At 45.1% G+C, this 13,374-nt stretch carries 11 protein-coding genes; 2 read left to right on the forward strand and 9 right to left on the reverse strand.

Annotated elements, in window-relative coordinates:
• Nucleotides 1-64: 64 nt before the first annotated feature.
• Together ACMXYN_RS11910 and ACMXYN_RS11915 are read right to left on the reverse strand one after the other, a co-directional pair.
• Nucleotides 65-1,843 (reverse strand): ABC transporter ATP-binding protein, encoded by a 1,779-nt coding sequence (locus ACMXYN_RS11910; RefSeq protein ID WP_415892017.1) that lies wholly within the window; start codon nt 1,841-1,843, stop codon nt 65-67.
• Nucleotides 1,844-1,963: 120 nt separating this feature from the next.
• Nucleotides 1,964-2,200 carry a YdcH family protein gene (locus tag ACMXYN_RS11915; protein ID WP_415881731.1) on the reverse strand — a complete coding sequence of 79 codons (237 nt, stop codon included), beginning with the start codon at nt 2,198-2,200 and terminating at the stop codon, nt 1,964-1,966.
• Between the two features lie 166 nt (nt 2,201-2,366).
• Between ACMXYN_RS11915 and ACMXYN_RS11920 the strand changes: the two genes are divergently transcribed.
• Entirely contained in the window at nt 2,367-2,831 is a 465-nt protein-coding gene (locus ACMXYN_RS11920; RefSeq protein WP_415885195.1) for a methylated-DNA--[protein]-cysteine S-methyltransferase, read from the forward strand.
• A gap of 74 nt (nt 2,832-2,905) precedes the next feature.
• Here the strand turns inward: ACMXYN_RS11920 and ACMXYN_RS11925 are convergent, their stop codons facing one another.
• The 4 genes from ACMXYN_RS11925 to ACMXYN_RS11940 all read right to left on the reverse strand — a co-directional run bounded on the left by ACMXYN_RS11925 (nt 2,906) and on the right by ACMXYN_RS11940 (nt 6,695).
• Nucleotides 2,906-4,462 (reverse strand): methyl-accepting chemotaxis protein, encoded by a 1,557-nt coding sequence (locus ACMXYN_RS11925; protein WP_415892018.1) that lies wholly within the window; start codon nt 4,460-4,462, stop codon nt 2,906-2,908.
• Nucleotides 4,463-4,632: 170 nt separating this feature from the next.
• Complete coding sequence (locus tag ACMXYN_RS11930) at nt 4,633-4,950, reverse strand: BolA family protein (RefSeq protein ID WP_415888644.1); 318 nt, start codon at nt 4,948-4,950, stop codon at nt 4,633-4,635.
• Nucleotides 4,947-6,299 (reverse strand): DUF3422 family protein, encoded by a 1,353-nt coding sequence (locus ACMXYN_RS11935; RefSeq protein WP_415892019.1) that lies wholly within the window; start codon nt 6,297-6,299, stop codon nt 4,947-4,949. Before ACMXYN_RS11935 ends, ACMXYN_RS11930 begins: the two co-directional genes overlap by 4 nt.
• Nucleotides 6,300-6,329: 30 nt before the next feature.
• Entirely contained in the window at nt 6,330-6,695 is a 366-nt protein-coding gene (locus tag ACMXYN_RS11940) for a hypothetical protein (RefSeq protein ID WP_415881736.1), read from the reverse strand.
• A gap of 172 nt (nt 6,696-6,867) precedes the next feature.
• On the opposite strand from ACMXYN_RS11940, the gene ACMXYN_RS11945 reads away from it, so the two are divergent.
• Nucleotides 6,868-7,554 carry a hypothetical protein gene (locus ACMXYN_RS11945; RefSeq protein ID WP_415881737.1) on the forward strand — a complete coding sequence of 229 codons (687 nt, stop codon included), beginning with the start codon at nt 6,868-6,870 and terminating at the stop codon, nt 7,552-7,554.
• Between the two features lie 64 nt (nt 7,555-7,618).
• On the opposite strand, the gene ACMXYN_RS11950 is transcribed toward ACMXYN_RS11945, so the two are convergent.
• The 3 genes from ACMXYN_RS11950 to ACMXYN_RS11960 are packed head-to-tail and all read right to left on the reverse strand — an operon-like array spanning nt 7,619 to nt 13,255.
• A complete protein-coding gene (locus ACMXYN_RS11950) occupies nt 7,619-11,062 on the reverse strand; it encodes an SbcC/MukB-like Walker B domain-containing protein (RefSeq protein WP_415892020.1) in 3,444 nt (1,147 codons plus the stop codon).
• On the reverse strand, nt 11,059-11,832 hold the full coding sequence (locus ACMXYN_RS11955; protein WP_415892021.1) for a DUF4194 domain-containing protein: 774 nt from the start codon (nt 11,830-11,832) through the stop codon (nt 11,059-11,061). Before ACMXYN_RS11955 ends, ACMXYN_RS11950 begins: the two co-directional genes overlap by 4 nt.
• Entirely contained in the window at nt 11,822-13,255 is a 1,434-nt protein-coding gene (locus tag ACMXYN_RS11960; RefSeq protein ID WP_415892022.1) for a Wadjet anti-phage system protein JetA family protein, read from the reverse strand. The genes ACMXYN_RS11955 and ACMXYN_RS11960 overlap by 11 nt, the downstream gene beginning before the upstream one ends.
• Between the last annotated feature and the right edge of the window lie 119 nt (nt 13,256-13,374).

The following is a 13,374-nucleotide window of genomic DNA, read 5'->3' on the forward strand; positions in this document are numbered from 1 at the left end:
AATATTAACTACTGAGTTTACACCTTTAGCATGTACCTAAAATGAACCAACTCAGCCGAAGCGTTTATTGATATTCACCGTAGAGCCTAGAGTAGAGACCATTACTTTGTAATAACTCTGAATGATTGCCCTGCTCGCAGATTTTGCCATCTTCAAACACATAGACATGATCAGCTTGCTTCACTGCACTTAAGCGGTGAGCCACAATTATGGTAGTGCGATCTTTTAAAAAGCTCTTTAACGCCTGATGTAAGTTCAGCTCGGTCTCTGCATCCAAGGCAGAGGTTGCCTCGTCTAATACGACAACCTTTGGGTCACTTAATAGCATACGAGCGATAGCGATACGTTGTCGCTGCCCTCCGGAGAGCCTTACGCCTTGCCGTCCAACCTGCGTATCCAATCGTTGCTCTAGGGATTCAACAAAGGGTTTTAACTGGGCTACATCTAAGGCATTCCAAAGCTCTTCATCTGAATAGTTTTTACCCATGGTCAGATTGCTACGAATAGAACCATTAAACAGAGCAGGATGCTGGAGTACAGTTGCAACGTTATCTCGAACGCAAGCAAGACCTATATCTTTGATCGAGACACCGTCAAAGAACATCTCCCCTTTCTCGATTGGGTATAAGCCCAACAGCCCCTGTACTAGGGTTGATTTACCACCACCACTGGCACCGACTAATGCAATCTTTTGCCCTGCGGGGATATCCACCGAGACGCCTTTGAGTACCTCGACTCCGGTTTCATAACTGAAGTGAATATCTTGTAACTTAACCGCGACGGTCTTCTTACCTTCAAATGGATTAACCTTGGCTGGGTACTGCGGTTCCTCTTTAAAGTCTGCCAAATTGTTAATCCGCTGCAGAGCAGCTTTAGCAGCGTAATAGCTGTATTGGATGCCTAGAATCTCTTGCACTGGTGCCATCATAAACCAGAGATAACCAAACACAGCCATCATCTCACCAATGGTCAGATCGGAGAACACCACCATAAGCATGGAAACCGCTCTAAAGAGATCAACCCCTATCATGAACAAGACAAAGCTTAAGCGATTGGCCGCATCGCTTTTCCATTCAAATGCGGTTGAATGATCGCGTACGGTTTTGGCTTCTGCGATCAGCCCTTTGAGATAATGTTGCTCGCGGTTACAGGCACGCAGCTGTTGGATATTGTCCAAGGTCTCGGTTAATGCCGATTGGAACACCTCAAACGCTTTATTTTCCTGACCTTTAAGGTGCTTAACCCGTTTGGCAACCATGGTAGTGCAATAGATCACCACCGGATTAAGAAACAAGATAAACAGGGCAAGCTGCCAGTGCATCCACAGCAAAATAATGGCAGTACCTAAGATAGATAGGGATGCAATTAGTAAACGACTGAGCGAGCTACCGATAAAGCGATCTACAGTATCTAGATCGGTCACAAAGTGAGATGAAACCGCACCGCTGCCAACAGTTTCGTATGCGGCCATTGAGATTTTCTTAAGCCGCTCTAATAAGCCAACCCGAATCCGATAAGTGACATCTTTGGAGATAATGCTGAATTGGCGGGCCTGCCAAACATTCATCATCAGCGCGACTAAACGTAAAAACAGAGTGACAAACAGAATCACACCGATAAACAGCACTGGCCCATGCCATTCAGGCGGGAACATAGGACCGACAGTTTCGACAATAAACCCAGGTTGATCTAACAGAACTTCATCAACCAACAATGGCATAAACAATGGTAGCGGAACAGAAACCAAAGCGGCAAAAAAAGCGATAATGTTCGCTTTAATCAGCTCCGCTTTATGCTCGGATGCCACCTTTAAGATATATCGCCAACTGTAGTACGGCTTCACAAACTATCCTTTTTACGCAAACTCAGTAATAACTAAATTGTACTCGCTAAACCTCGATCTAGATTAGATAGAGCAAAAAAAACCCGCAATATCTGCGGGTTTTCTAAATAGGCTTAGCGGTTATGCTTGTAGCATTTTGTAAAGCTTATCTTTTAACTTAAGGCGCTTAAACTTGGCTGCTTCTTCAGTTTGAGTGCATACCGGCTCAACCTCAGATTCCATTCGCTCAACATCTTTTGTCACCTGATGGTACTCATCGAATAAGCGAGCAAAGTGTGCATCTTCCATTTTTAGATTGTGAATACGGTCACGGTGCTCTGGAAATTCGTGAATCAAATCATGATGTTCAATAGGCATTTGATGTTCCCCTTAATCGTTCTTTCTTATCTCTTTGACTTCAGTCTCCTCCTCTGAGGACCACAAAGCATTGACGGACATCAATACAGGTTCCAAACTATAAAAAGAAATATAGAACCAACGAACAAGTCCTAAATATTGGTTCCCTGAAGCGGAGGATAAGACAATGTATGCAGCAATCATGAACACCGCATTAGGCTCTCTGCTTATTAAAGCCAACAACAGTGCTATTACCTCGATTCATTTCCTACAAGATAATGAAACAGTGCCTGAGCTATTGGGCAATGCGTTAACCAATCAGTGCGTCTCTGAACTAAGCGAATACTTTGCAGGAAAGCGCGTAAGGTTTGATGTTCCATTAGCACCTAATGGCACAAAGTTTCAGCAATCCGTGTGGAATGCATTGAACGATATCCCTTACGGTAAGACCTGTAGCTATGGTGAAGTCGCTAAGAAAATAGGCAACCCGAAAGCAGCTAGAGCTATAGGGATGGCAAACAACCGCAACCCAATCCCCATTATTATCCCTTGTCATCGTGTATTGGGCAGTAATGGTAATTTAACAGGTTACGCCGGTGGGCTTGAGAATAAGAGCTACCTGTTAAATTTGGAAACCAAAGATCTGATCTAACCAATCCTTGTTTAGAGCAAGATTAGAGACACAAAAAAGGCTGCTGACGCAGCCTTTTTCAATTCGGATTGAGCTTAAACACTTACACTCTGGACAATCGTTTTGGAGGTATCAGCAAGATCTACAGAAGATCGCTCTGTGGCTTGAGCAGCCAACTGGGCAACTTGCGCGGCTTCCTGAATAGACATGATGTTTTGCTTTAATTCTTCCGCAGCATTACTTTGCTGAGATGATGCAGCGGCGATCATGGTACTCATATCATCAATACTACCTACACCAGACATAATCTCTTGCAGCGCAGAACCCGCTTCACCGGCTTTATCAACACAGCCTTTTGCTGAATCCTGACTTTTCTCCATCATCGACATCGCCTGAGCAGCTTCCCCCTGAAGCTCTGCGATCGTAGTATCGATCTCTTTAGTAGACAGCTGAGTACGTTTAGCTAGCTCTCGTACTTCATCCGCAACAACGGCGAATCCACGCCCCTGCTCACCGGCACGCGCTGCCTCGATCGCCGCGTTCAATGCCAACAGGTTGGTTTGATCGGCTATCTCGGAGATTACTGAGGTCTTACTCGCGATCTCTTCAGTAGCTTTGCGCAAGCTATCAATCTGCTGAGCCGCTTGCTCAACATTATCTGCAAGGTGGTGAATCGCATCGATTGTGCCTTTTACAATCGAGTGACCTTGATCAGCTGTATTGGTCGCTTGTTTAGTTTCTTCGGAAGTGGTTCTTGCATGCTGCGCCACCTCTTCAATAGCAATAGAAAGGTTTTGGATATGCGCTGAAACATCTTCAATTTCTAAGCTCTGACGTTCGATCGCTTGATTGGCCTGACGCGCAATACCGATCGTATCTTCACCCTGTTGATTCAGCTCTTTGGCCGAATAAGTAACACGGGCATTGGCTGAGCGGATTCTTGCTTGATCAACCATAGTACCCAGATAGATCGAACCCACTTCACTCACGGAGTTTGCGTACATCTCTTCGAGTACTTTTGAATCCAACATGCGCTTAGCCCGGGACTGTAGGTACCTTAGAGGGCCTAACCAGTGATAGGACAAGCCTGCACATAAAATAAAAGCACCTAGGCCTGCTCCCATTGTGATCATCGGAGACCACTGTGTGAAGTAGCCTGCGCCCATAGGAATAAGCACCGCTAACAACAACATAATGATGATCTTGGTCTGAATAGACATATCGTGCATCGAGATACGACGACTGTTGTTATTCAGTCGACTATAAACATCGTTAGCGCGAGAAACTTGACCGGAGGTAGGCACTGTTCGAACAGATTGATAACCGATTGTTCGCCCGGACTCCACAATCGGAGTCACATAAGCATTTACCCAGTAGTAAGAGCCATCCTTACAACGGTTTTTAACTATACCGATCCAAGGCTTATTCTCTTTTAACTTAGACCACAGGTCGCCAAAAACCGGTGGTGGGACATCAGGATGTCGAACAACATTATGAGACCTACCAATTAACTCATCCCGAGTAAAACCTGATATATCCACAAAGGCGTCGTTTACAAATGTTATCTGGCCTTTTAAATCCGTGGTGGAAATCAGCGGCGTATCGTTACTGAATTTACGCTCAGTGTTATTAACGGGTTGGTTATTTTTCATCGCAGCCCCTGTTACATCTCAATGGCTATTTATTCTTATATTTCAAATATCTAACATTAGAATATATAGGGTTATTCCATTGAGAGATAGTGCTACTTTTAGGGAATTTTAGAGATATCTTCAGACCTTCCAGTCGGTCAAAAATAAAAAAGCGACCGAAGTCGCTTTTGTTATTTATCTGCTTTAGAGCCACCTAAACATTTAGGTGATGGCGCAACCGCCTGCCCTCTGTCGTGCCACTCTTGCTGAGTGAATAAGTGCATCGACAGTGCATGGATAGGATTATTCATCCGATCAGATAGGAAGCTAAATATCAGCTGGTGACGCTGTACTTTTCGCTTGCCCGCAAAGTCATCCGACACAACGGTTACTTTAAAATGCGAGTCCGTAGCTGGACCAGAATGCATGTGGCTCTCGTTTTCTATAACAAGATGCTCAATAGCTAGGCCATCTTCTAGTCGATTTCTAATTACCGCTTCAATACTCATTTTTTACTCTTTTTACTTTCATCCATTCTTTCCACTTCTTCTGTCGCCATTTTCAAGAAGTGTCGATGGATTTTACGTGTCGTTAATGCAACAGCGCCGATTACAACAGGTACCGAGATACCTAAAATCAGATCTTTGTTCAGATCTACACCAGAGTTATACACGGCATCTAATAGGTATTTAATTAAACCAATAGTGTAGTAACTGATTGCTGCTACGGATAGGCCTTCTACCGTATGTTGCATCATTAATTGAACTTTAGAGCGCTGATCCATAGAAGCCAACAGCTCTTGGTTTTGCGATTGGATCGATAGCTCTACGCGTGTACGCATCATCTCTGCAACACGGTCGATACGACGGGATAGATCCTCAAGACGATTACTGGTCGCACGACAAGTTTTAACCGCGGGAGTTAAACGACGGGTCATAAACTCGGTAATAGTTAAGTGACCAGAGACTTCATCTTCTCGCAGCTCTTCTAGGCGTTTAATAACCAGATCGTGGTAGGCATACGTTGCACTGAATCTAAAGGTTGCTCGTGCTCTGCAGTCTTCCACCCAAGATGCCATATCGGTAAGGCGGAACAGCAATTCCTGCTCATCGATATCACCACTGTGGGCTAGATGATCGGTAATATCAGCCAGCTTTTGGTCCATATCGCCAAGCGTTGGATTGATCTCTCGCGCAGTCGGCAATGAAAGCAATGCCATCAAACGGTAGGTCTCAATCTCCATGATACGCTGAGTTAATCGACCTAACTGGCTATCACTCATCTGCTTGTTGTAGATCAGGAAACGACCGAAGCCATCACTGTGCATCTGGAAGGTCGTCCAAACGCGGGCATCGCCATTTTGCGGACTACTACCGACTAGGCGCATGCCTTCGAAGAAGCGTTTTACTAATGGCAGATTCAACTCATGTGTTTGTCGCGCATCTTCTACAGAAACGTGGAAGGCCGACATCACAGTACCTGGAATGTCAGCAAGCCAACCTTCCGGTAGCGGTGTTAGTCCAGTGACTTCAAATGGGTTACCGCCCTGCTCTATACCTGTATTGATAAAGGTATAAGTAGTGAACTCCATGTGCTTTTCACGGCGCATTCGTAGATTACCGAAGTCCGCGTGGTAACAAAGTTCATCAACTTCAGGTGGCTCAACCCCAAAATGCTTAAACAACTCCTGCAGGTGCGCAAACTGCTGTTTGCTCTCTTCAGGATTACACATCACTGCTAGATGGGTAATACGAGCCGGACTAGGGATAACCTGAAACGGGCGCGAGTGTAATTCACTGTACAAACGCTCCCGCATTGGGTGCATTTTCAGTCCATGAGGGTTAACAATCTGCTCCATAAAATCTCCAAAAGCCCTTAACTAACGCGGCTATACATCTTCCAAATTGGCCATCATTAACGGCTGTTTAGCTAAATCCAAAGCCATGATTTGCGGATAGACATCAAACCATTCTTGAAAGTTAGCAAAGCTAATTTCACGCGGCCAATGATCACCCAACTCATCCCAAGCGGAAAGCTCGCTTTCGAAAATAGACTGCCAATGGGATTCCAGCGCTTTGGAGAAATCCTCTTCAGTGCTGACTTCATCGACAAGATAAACGGTGCCTTCCCTACGCTGCTCGTCTAGAGTTAAGCACTGGTGTAAACCGTCGGCATCTACATCTAAACTATTAGTCCAGTCTGCAAATGGCTGTCGCGGTAAAACAACAAATGCTGAACGGTTAAGCAACTTCATGGTTCTTATCCTTAGCTTTGGTTATACTCGGGCTATAAATTATTAGACCCATCATAACAGTTGATTGATCACCTGATAGGGGTAAAGAGATGAAGTTTACCCTCTGTTGAGGTAGCTTTTTAGCTTACTACCTTTGGCTAGTCGAACGAAACTGTTTTATTGAGTTAATTCTGTGATTATTCCTGTATTACAACAACTTAACTCGCGCGATCAGTGGATGGCGTTCTGCCGCCGTGAACTGCCATATTGCTTTATTGAAAGCCCTGAATGTCTTGTAGATTTTCAGACGACTTTCCTAAAGATCACCCTTCTACCTAAAGACACACTGATTCATGATGCGGTTAAATACAGCCTAGGTTCGCGTACGAGCATGGAACCCGTCTGGCGCTTAATTAAAGGCTGTAATTGGGATCTAAATGCGATTTTGACCGGTCTGGAGCAGATGGCGTTCGACAGTAATGTTCGCGATAACTCTCTGCTTAAAGTGCATACCGATCTGAGTGTTCGAAAGTACTTTAGCCGTGAGCGCTGCCTTGTATCTCCAAATACGCTCGGTTTACTTGAGCCCTTAATGGCGCAGCCTGATATATGGGACGCTCAGTCGTTGGCAAAACTCATTAGCCATCAGCAGTTCTCTAGTCTTCAAAATGAAGTTAAAGCTCTACCGGGCAGTAAGCAAAATGCCGGGGCTCCGCCGCCGAGCATCAGTACGATTATGATGATTTTACTCGACCCTGTTGAGCAATGCATCGGTCAGGTACATAAAGGTCGGTTGCATATTTTCCGCGGCAAGCAGCCATTTATCAGTCTGATCCCTAAGCTTGCTTGGCCAAAACCACGTTTAAAGACATCTAGCTAATTTTCTTTAGTAAATTCCAGCCAATAAAAAAGGCGCAGAAGCGCCTTTTTTTGTTCCGAGAGGATTAAGCCGGTTCTGGCTCAAGCGCCTGCTCGCCTTGATCTTCTGCTTCTAACTCAGCCATCATTTTTAGTGGGTTGTCAGAGTTTAGAAGTTCACGCCCTTGAAGCGTTGGGAACTCAACATCCAAGTCTACGATACGACCATCACGACAAACGTTGATGATGGTATCCATACAAGAACTTAGTAGTGAGTACTTCTCATCCGGTGCAGCGATAATTGTCTGCAAACCAAGATCGCTCATGAAACCAAGTGAAGTTACTGTGTTCTCAGAATCCAGCTTGTTGAAGGCTTCATCGAATACAGACAGGCTCATACCACCTAGTGGGTTGCCATCATTACCTTCTCGTAGTCGGTATGTTGCAGCTTGGGCTGCAGCAATAGCCACGTAGAACGGTACTTGGTGCTCACCACCGGAACCGGTTTTGATGCGCTGAGTTAGCGTTGTTTTACGGTTCCCGTCGAGATCTTTTACAACCAATTCGAAGTTGTAGAAGTTACGGTAATCCTGCAACAAGCTGCTCTCGCCTTCATCTTTCAGCACTTCGTGAATCTTCGCCAGTGCATCTTTGTGAGGCTTATCGCTATCGAATTTCAGATCAAATAGAGAACCAACGTTCGCTGAATCCATCTGAGTATAAGCTTCTACCAGTTCCAGAATATCTTTCAATTCTGGGTTAGGCATCATGTCAAAGCTGTACATCTCTTTATGGAACGGACGACCTTTAAGATGCTGGTTAAGCTCACGTATAAGATCTTTGATCTTGTTGATCTGATCGTTCAAGTGCGCAACAAAGTCAGATCTAAATGCAGTTTCTGCTTCCAGACGCGCACGCTCTGCTTTCTGACTGTAGTTAGCCAGCTCAGAATCTTTAAGTGCTTGTACAGTTTCATCTACAAATGCAGATAGCTCTTCATGAGTAGAATCTGGTGTTACTTTATCTAGCTGCTGATGGCTTAAGCCACCGCCATGGTATTTGGCTTTGTATTGAGCAACGCCATCACGTACGGCATTTTTCTTCTTCTCGTGCAGAGACAATTCGGACTGAGCCTTCTTCGCTGCTTCAAAGATAATTCGCTCTAGTTCGCCAGAGCATGATTCATCTAGGTAGTCGCGTTTTTCCTGTGCCGATTGTGCATCAAACTCGCCCTTCTCTTCACAAGTAGTACGAGCAGTTGCGTGCTCTTCTAGCTCTTGGTCGAATACTTCTAGCGCAGCCGTGTCTTTGATGATGGACGTTCGTACTTTCTGCAGCTTATCCATCAAGCTTCGTTGCATCTGTTCAGTAGACTTCTGCTCGGCAACCAGATCAGCGATACGCTGCTGAACGCCCGTGTCATCTTGGTTACGTAGATCGGTGATCGCCTGACGCTGACCTTCGATCTCAGTATCAAGCTGTTCGCGTTGGTTAACCAAGTCGAATACACGTTCGTTCACATTGTCTAAACCGTTGTTCAGCGTAATTAACGCATCACGTAGTTTTTCCAATGTATCGTGATTTTTACCCAGCTGCGTGAATTCAGATACTAGCTGATCAACCTGCTTACCTTGAAGCGCAGCTTGGTCAGAACGACGACGAATACCCATAATAGGCTGCTGTTCGTTGATCGCCGTTGTCGAACCTTCTGTCTGCAACATGCAGTCATAAGTTAATGCACGCTCGTGACGCAGTAGTTCGGTTTCTGTCTCAACCGCCATCACGCCGCCTAGTGCACGGTTCATATAGGCACGAGCATGATCATTTTCAGTATCGATGAAATAAGCCAATGAACCCGCTTTATAACGGTTTAGCCAGTCACCAGATTTGGTCGTATTAACGATACGACAACCTTTAAGGTGGCGACCTTTACGACGGTATAGCGTGATCGCTTCTTTCACACGATCTGGATCGACAATTAGTGCTTCACGACGAGCACCTAAGAAAGACTCAATCGCAATACGCCATTTGTCATCATTGATATCAGCTAGTTCACAGATCGGCGTAGATTCAATGCCGTACTCTTGCAGCAATTCCATCAATTCACGGGTATTACGACGTACCGGAGCATGACCTTGTTTTAGCGCTTCAACGGCACTCTTCTGGTTCTGAATTTCAGAACGTAGCTCATTGATACGAATTACCGAGTGCTCGTAACGACGTGCGATATCACGGCGAACACCTTCAACCTGAAGTTTTAGGCTTTCTAAAACGTTATCAACTTCTACAGGAGATTGTGGCCATAGATCCGCCATAATGTCCTGACCCGAGCGCCACTGTTCTACACACTGTTCAACAACAGGACGGAACTTCTCAGGAAGCAGTTCGCTGTTTTCAGCAAAACCTACGGTAGTGCGCATCAAGTTATAAACGCCTTGGATGCGCTCTTTCACAACATTAACTTCGTGAGTTTTAGCAGTGATAGACGACTCAAGCGCCTTAACTTTATGAGCTGAATCAGAGGTATTTAGCTCTGCACGGGCTTCGGCCAAGTTCTGCATAATCTGGTTGAGTTCTTCACTTTTCTTCTCCAGATCTACCTGTACCTGTTCCTCTTTCGCTTGGTTATCTTCCAAGCGCTCTGCAGCATCCTCTTTTTTAAGGTCTGCATTTTCAAATCTTGTTTCGTGAACAACCCACTCGTATTCAGCAGCGTTTTTCACATTGCGCTGAATACCGTTACAAAGCTCTTGTACCTTCTCTAGTTCACCGATGCGGTTCGCTACTTCGCGCGTCTTAGTTTCCATCGCGCGGTATTCATCAAGAGACTTACGGAATGCACCAACATGGACAATGTTTTCGTCTAGGACGAACTCACGGATAAAGCGTGTTGGGCTATCGATTGGCACGAACTTAAGCGCGTTCTTAAAGTTCTTAACAAACTTATCGTCATCGTTCGGCATCTCTGGGTCGTAACTTAGGTGCGTTACCAATTCACGAACAAAACGGCTAGAACGCTTCTCCAGAATCATTTCTGGGCACTGCTTGTAGAGATGATCGCGAACTTGATCCCACGCTTTAGGTAGACGGCCTTCACCTGTTTTCTCGGTAAAGTCATCTAGAGATACAGAGCAATCTGGAAGAATAAAACGACCTAGAACATCTTCATCAGCAGACGCAGTAGATGCACTAATCGCTACACCAACCGTCGTCTCTTTAGCCGTTTCTGTATCGAAAAAACTCAATGCCAAATAACAAAGTGAATCATGACGTGCAGTATTCTTTTTACCATCATCATCAAGGAAACCTAGACAGTATGTACGTAGGCTACGCTCACTCTTTTCACCCGCCGATGCGTTGAAGCTCAAGTGACGTTTGTTACCACCCATCAATACTGTTTGGATCGCATCCAACAGCGATGATTTACCAGAACCGTTTGGACCTACAACCGCAACGTTACCTTTAATCGGTATCTCTACAGCACCAAGAACGTACCAGTTAACCAGAATAATACGATTTAGCTGCTTCATTCAGCTGGTACCTCTTCTTTTTCTGCCGTTTCAGCGACTGCTTCGCTTGGCTCTTCAGATGTTTCGTCAGCAGCTTCTACTTCTGCTTCGACTTTTGTTTCTGAGACATCTTCGTTGTTTTCTTCAGCAGGCTCTACCGCTGCTTCCGCGACTTCATCCATATCCAATACAACTTCACCATCTTGCTCGTTGGACTCACAAAGGCCTTCAAGCTGACGGATAAAGTCTTCAACCACAACCTGGCGGATTACTGGATTGATCTTAAGCGGGATATTCTTAGGTTCCATCTCATCAGGTTTACCGCGTTCGATAACACCATGTCGAGAGAACAAAGAAAGGATCTCTTTCAAACGCGTTTCGTTTGGAATCTCTTTACGGGTTAGGTTTTCATAAACCGTAAGCAGTTCATCAGTGCTGGTATATGCTTGCCCTGCTTCCACTTCGAAACTTTCTAAACGCTGCTCATACTGCTGACGAATGCAAAGCAGCAACAAGGATTCATCCAAGCGTAAACGCATAAAGCGCTCTTCACCTTTAGGGATGATACCCATATAAGCTTCATCAGGCTGATGGATAAAAGACCAGCCGATCGCTTCAAAAAGATTAGTAAAGTAGTCTACATGCGAAGCAACTAGAAAATAGCTTTCACGGTGCCCAGGACGCTCCGCATATAAGAACTGATTGGTCAGCAGTTGGTTAGCCGCACGGCTAAAATCGCTGGCTTGATACTGATCGCTGCGACCGATAATTTTCTGCAGATCACCTAGCATTTGAAACTTCCTTTGAATGATCTTTTCTAGTTATATAAAAATCACGACACTCAACCATGTCGGCAACGTTCACGTAATTTTCCTGGAATTTAATCTCATACTGCTCGCTCGTCTTACGCGCTTTCTTACCTAATGATTTCAGGTGGCGGACATAACTAAAGCAGATGTAATCTTCGATCGAGCTGATCTCGAAATCAGAGGCATTGATCTTTTCGCGGCCAATCAAATGGCGCTCTAAATACGCTTCTATACGATCAACTTTAACTTCACGACGCTCTTTGTATTCCTTAAAGAGTTGGCGAAGCTGCAGAACTTTTGGATCGATCTCTTTGCGCGTAATAACTTGAGGTTCTGCAATGCTGCGACGCTTAACCGGCGCACGAACACTACCCGGCGCAAGGAAACCGACTGTATCCAACGTTTGAATACGTGGGATTTCGCGGCCATCTTTTTCGCTAATTTGAGCAATTACACGGGATAGACGCGAAGCCATACCCGGTGTCGTTTTATCCATGTAGCGAACAGTATCGGATACTCGTTTTTCCAGCTTGTAGCGGAAATCGTCAATGATCGCTAAACGCTGATCCACTGATTCGAAGATACGGATAATACGGTTGATATGTTGATGCACGCGCGCTTCAGCATCATGAATATCAACTTCAAACTGCTCTTGATAGTGCATGATCAACTGTTCCAGTTTGACTGTATCAAACTGCAACTCTCGCAATAGAGATAGAATCTGTTGACGGAATCGGAACGGGTTATTTTTGGTTTTCAGGGTTTTATAATCTGAAACCAAAATATGCTCTACGAATCGATCAAAGAAGTTACGAACAATCTCTTGCGGGTTATTAGTTTGCGACAGATTGATCTTGAGCTCACGCAGGCCAAGCATCATATCTGTAAGGTGGGCGCTGAAATCAGCCGCTGTTTGAGCCGCTTCCGATAGCGTAATACCGCGCCCTTGCGGATCATTAATCGCAGATTCTAACGAACTCAATACGTTAAGAACCGCACCGCCGTAGCTACGCTTCTCTAGGTTCGCAATCGAAACAAGAGTACGTAACAGGAAGCTATTCGCAGGAGATAGCAGGACATAACTGCGGTAAATACGCTGCTCTTCTTCCAACCACCCAGTAGAAACCAAGCGACGATAGATGCGACTGGTATATTCGGCAGTTGAACGAGGAGGCTCTTGCTGATCCTCTTCAGAATCATCCTCTTCTGGTTCCCAACGGCGAACACCTAGACGAATTACCGCCCCTTCGATCGTTGAACGTACCAAATCCTTAGGTACAAACGGGTCAACCAAATCTTCATCAAAGAACAGGTCGGCCAATGAGATAAGTACAGCCTGATAAACCTGTCGATTCTGCCCGGATAAAGGCAAAAACAAGTTATCAGGAAGTTTATTAAACAGCATTCAGCGTTAATCCGCGGTCTTTAAACCCGTGAACAGGGTTCTATTTTTATAAGGTAATAGGAACCGATTCTAGCGGAAAATTGGACTAGGGATAAGGGCTAAATCCACTATATTCGTAG

The organism is Neptuniibacter sp. PT8_73 (assembly GCF_047778045.1).
Lineage (GTDB): Bacteria > Pseudomonadota > Gammaproteobacteria > Pseudomonadales > Balneatricaceae > Neptuniibacter.

Bases quoted from the DNA above. Each gene is read 5' to 3' on its own strand.
- ACMXYN_RS11915 (WP_415881731.1), bottom strand. From the start codon at position 2,200: ATGCCTATTGAACATCATGATTTGATTCACGAATTTCCAGAGCACCGT.
- ACMXYN_RS11920 (WP_415885195.1), top strand. From the start codon at position 2,367: ATGTATGCAGCAATCATGAACACCGCATTAGGCTCTCTGCTTATTAAA.
- ACMXYN_RS11925 (WP_415892018.1), bottom strand. From the start codon at position 4,462: ATGAAAAATAACCAACCCGTTAATAACACTGAGCGTAAATTCAGTAAC.
- ACMXYN_RS11930 (WP_415888644.1), bottom strand. From the start codon at position 4,950: ATGAGTATTGAAGCGGTAATTAGAAATCGACTAGAAGATGGCCTAGCT.
- ACMXYN_RS11935 (WP_415892019.1), bottom strand. From the start codon at position 6,299: ATGGAGCAGATTGTTAACCCTCATGGACTGAAAATGCACCCAATGCGG.
- ACMXYN_RS11940 (WP_415881736.1), bottom strand. From the start codon at position 6,695: ATGAAGTTGCTTAACCGTTCAGCATTTGTTGTTTTACCGCGACAGCCA.
- ACMXYN_RS11950 (WP_415892020.1), bottom strand. From the start codon at position 11,062: ATGAAGCAGCTAAATCGTATTATTCTGGTTAACTGGTACGTTCTTGGT.
- ACMXYN_RS11955 (WP_415892021.1), bottom strand. From the start codon at position 11,832: ATGCTAGGTGATCTGCAGAAAATTATCGGTCGCAGCGATCAGTATCAA.
- ACMXYN_RS11960 (WP_415892022.1), bottom strand. From the start codon at position 13,255: ATGCTGTTTAATAAACTTCCTGATAACTTGTTTTTGCCTTTATCCGGG.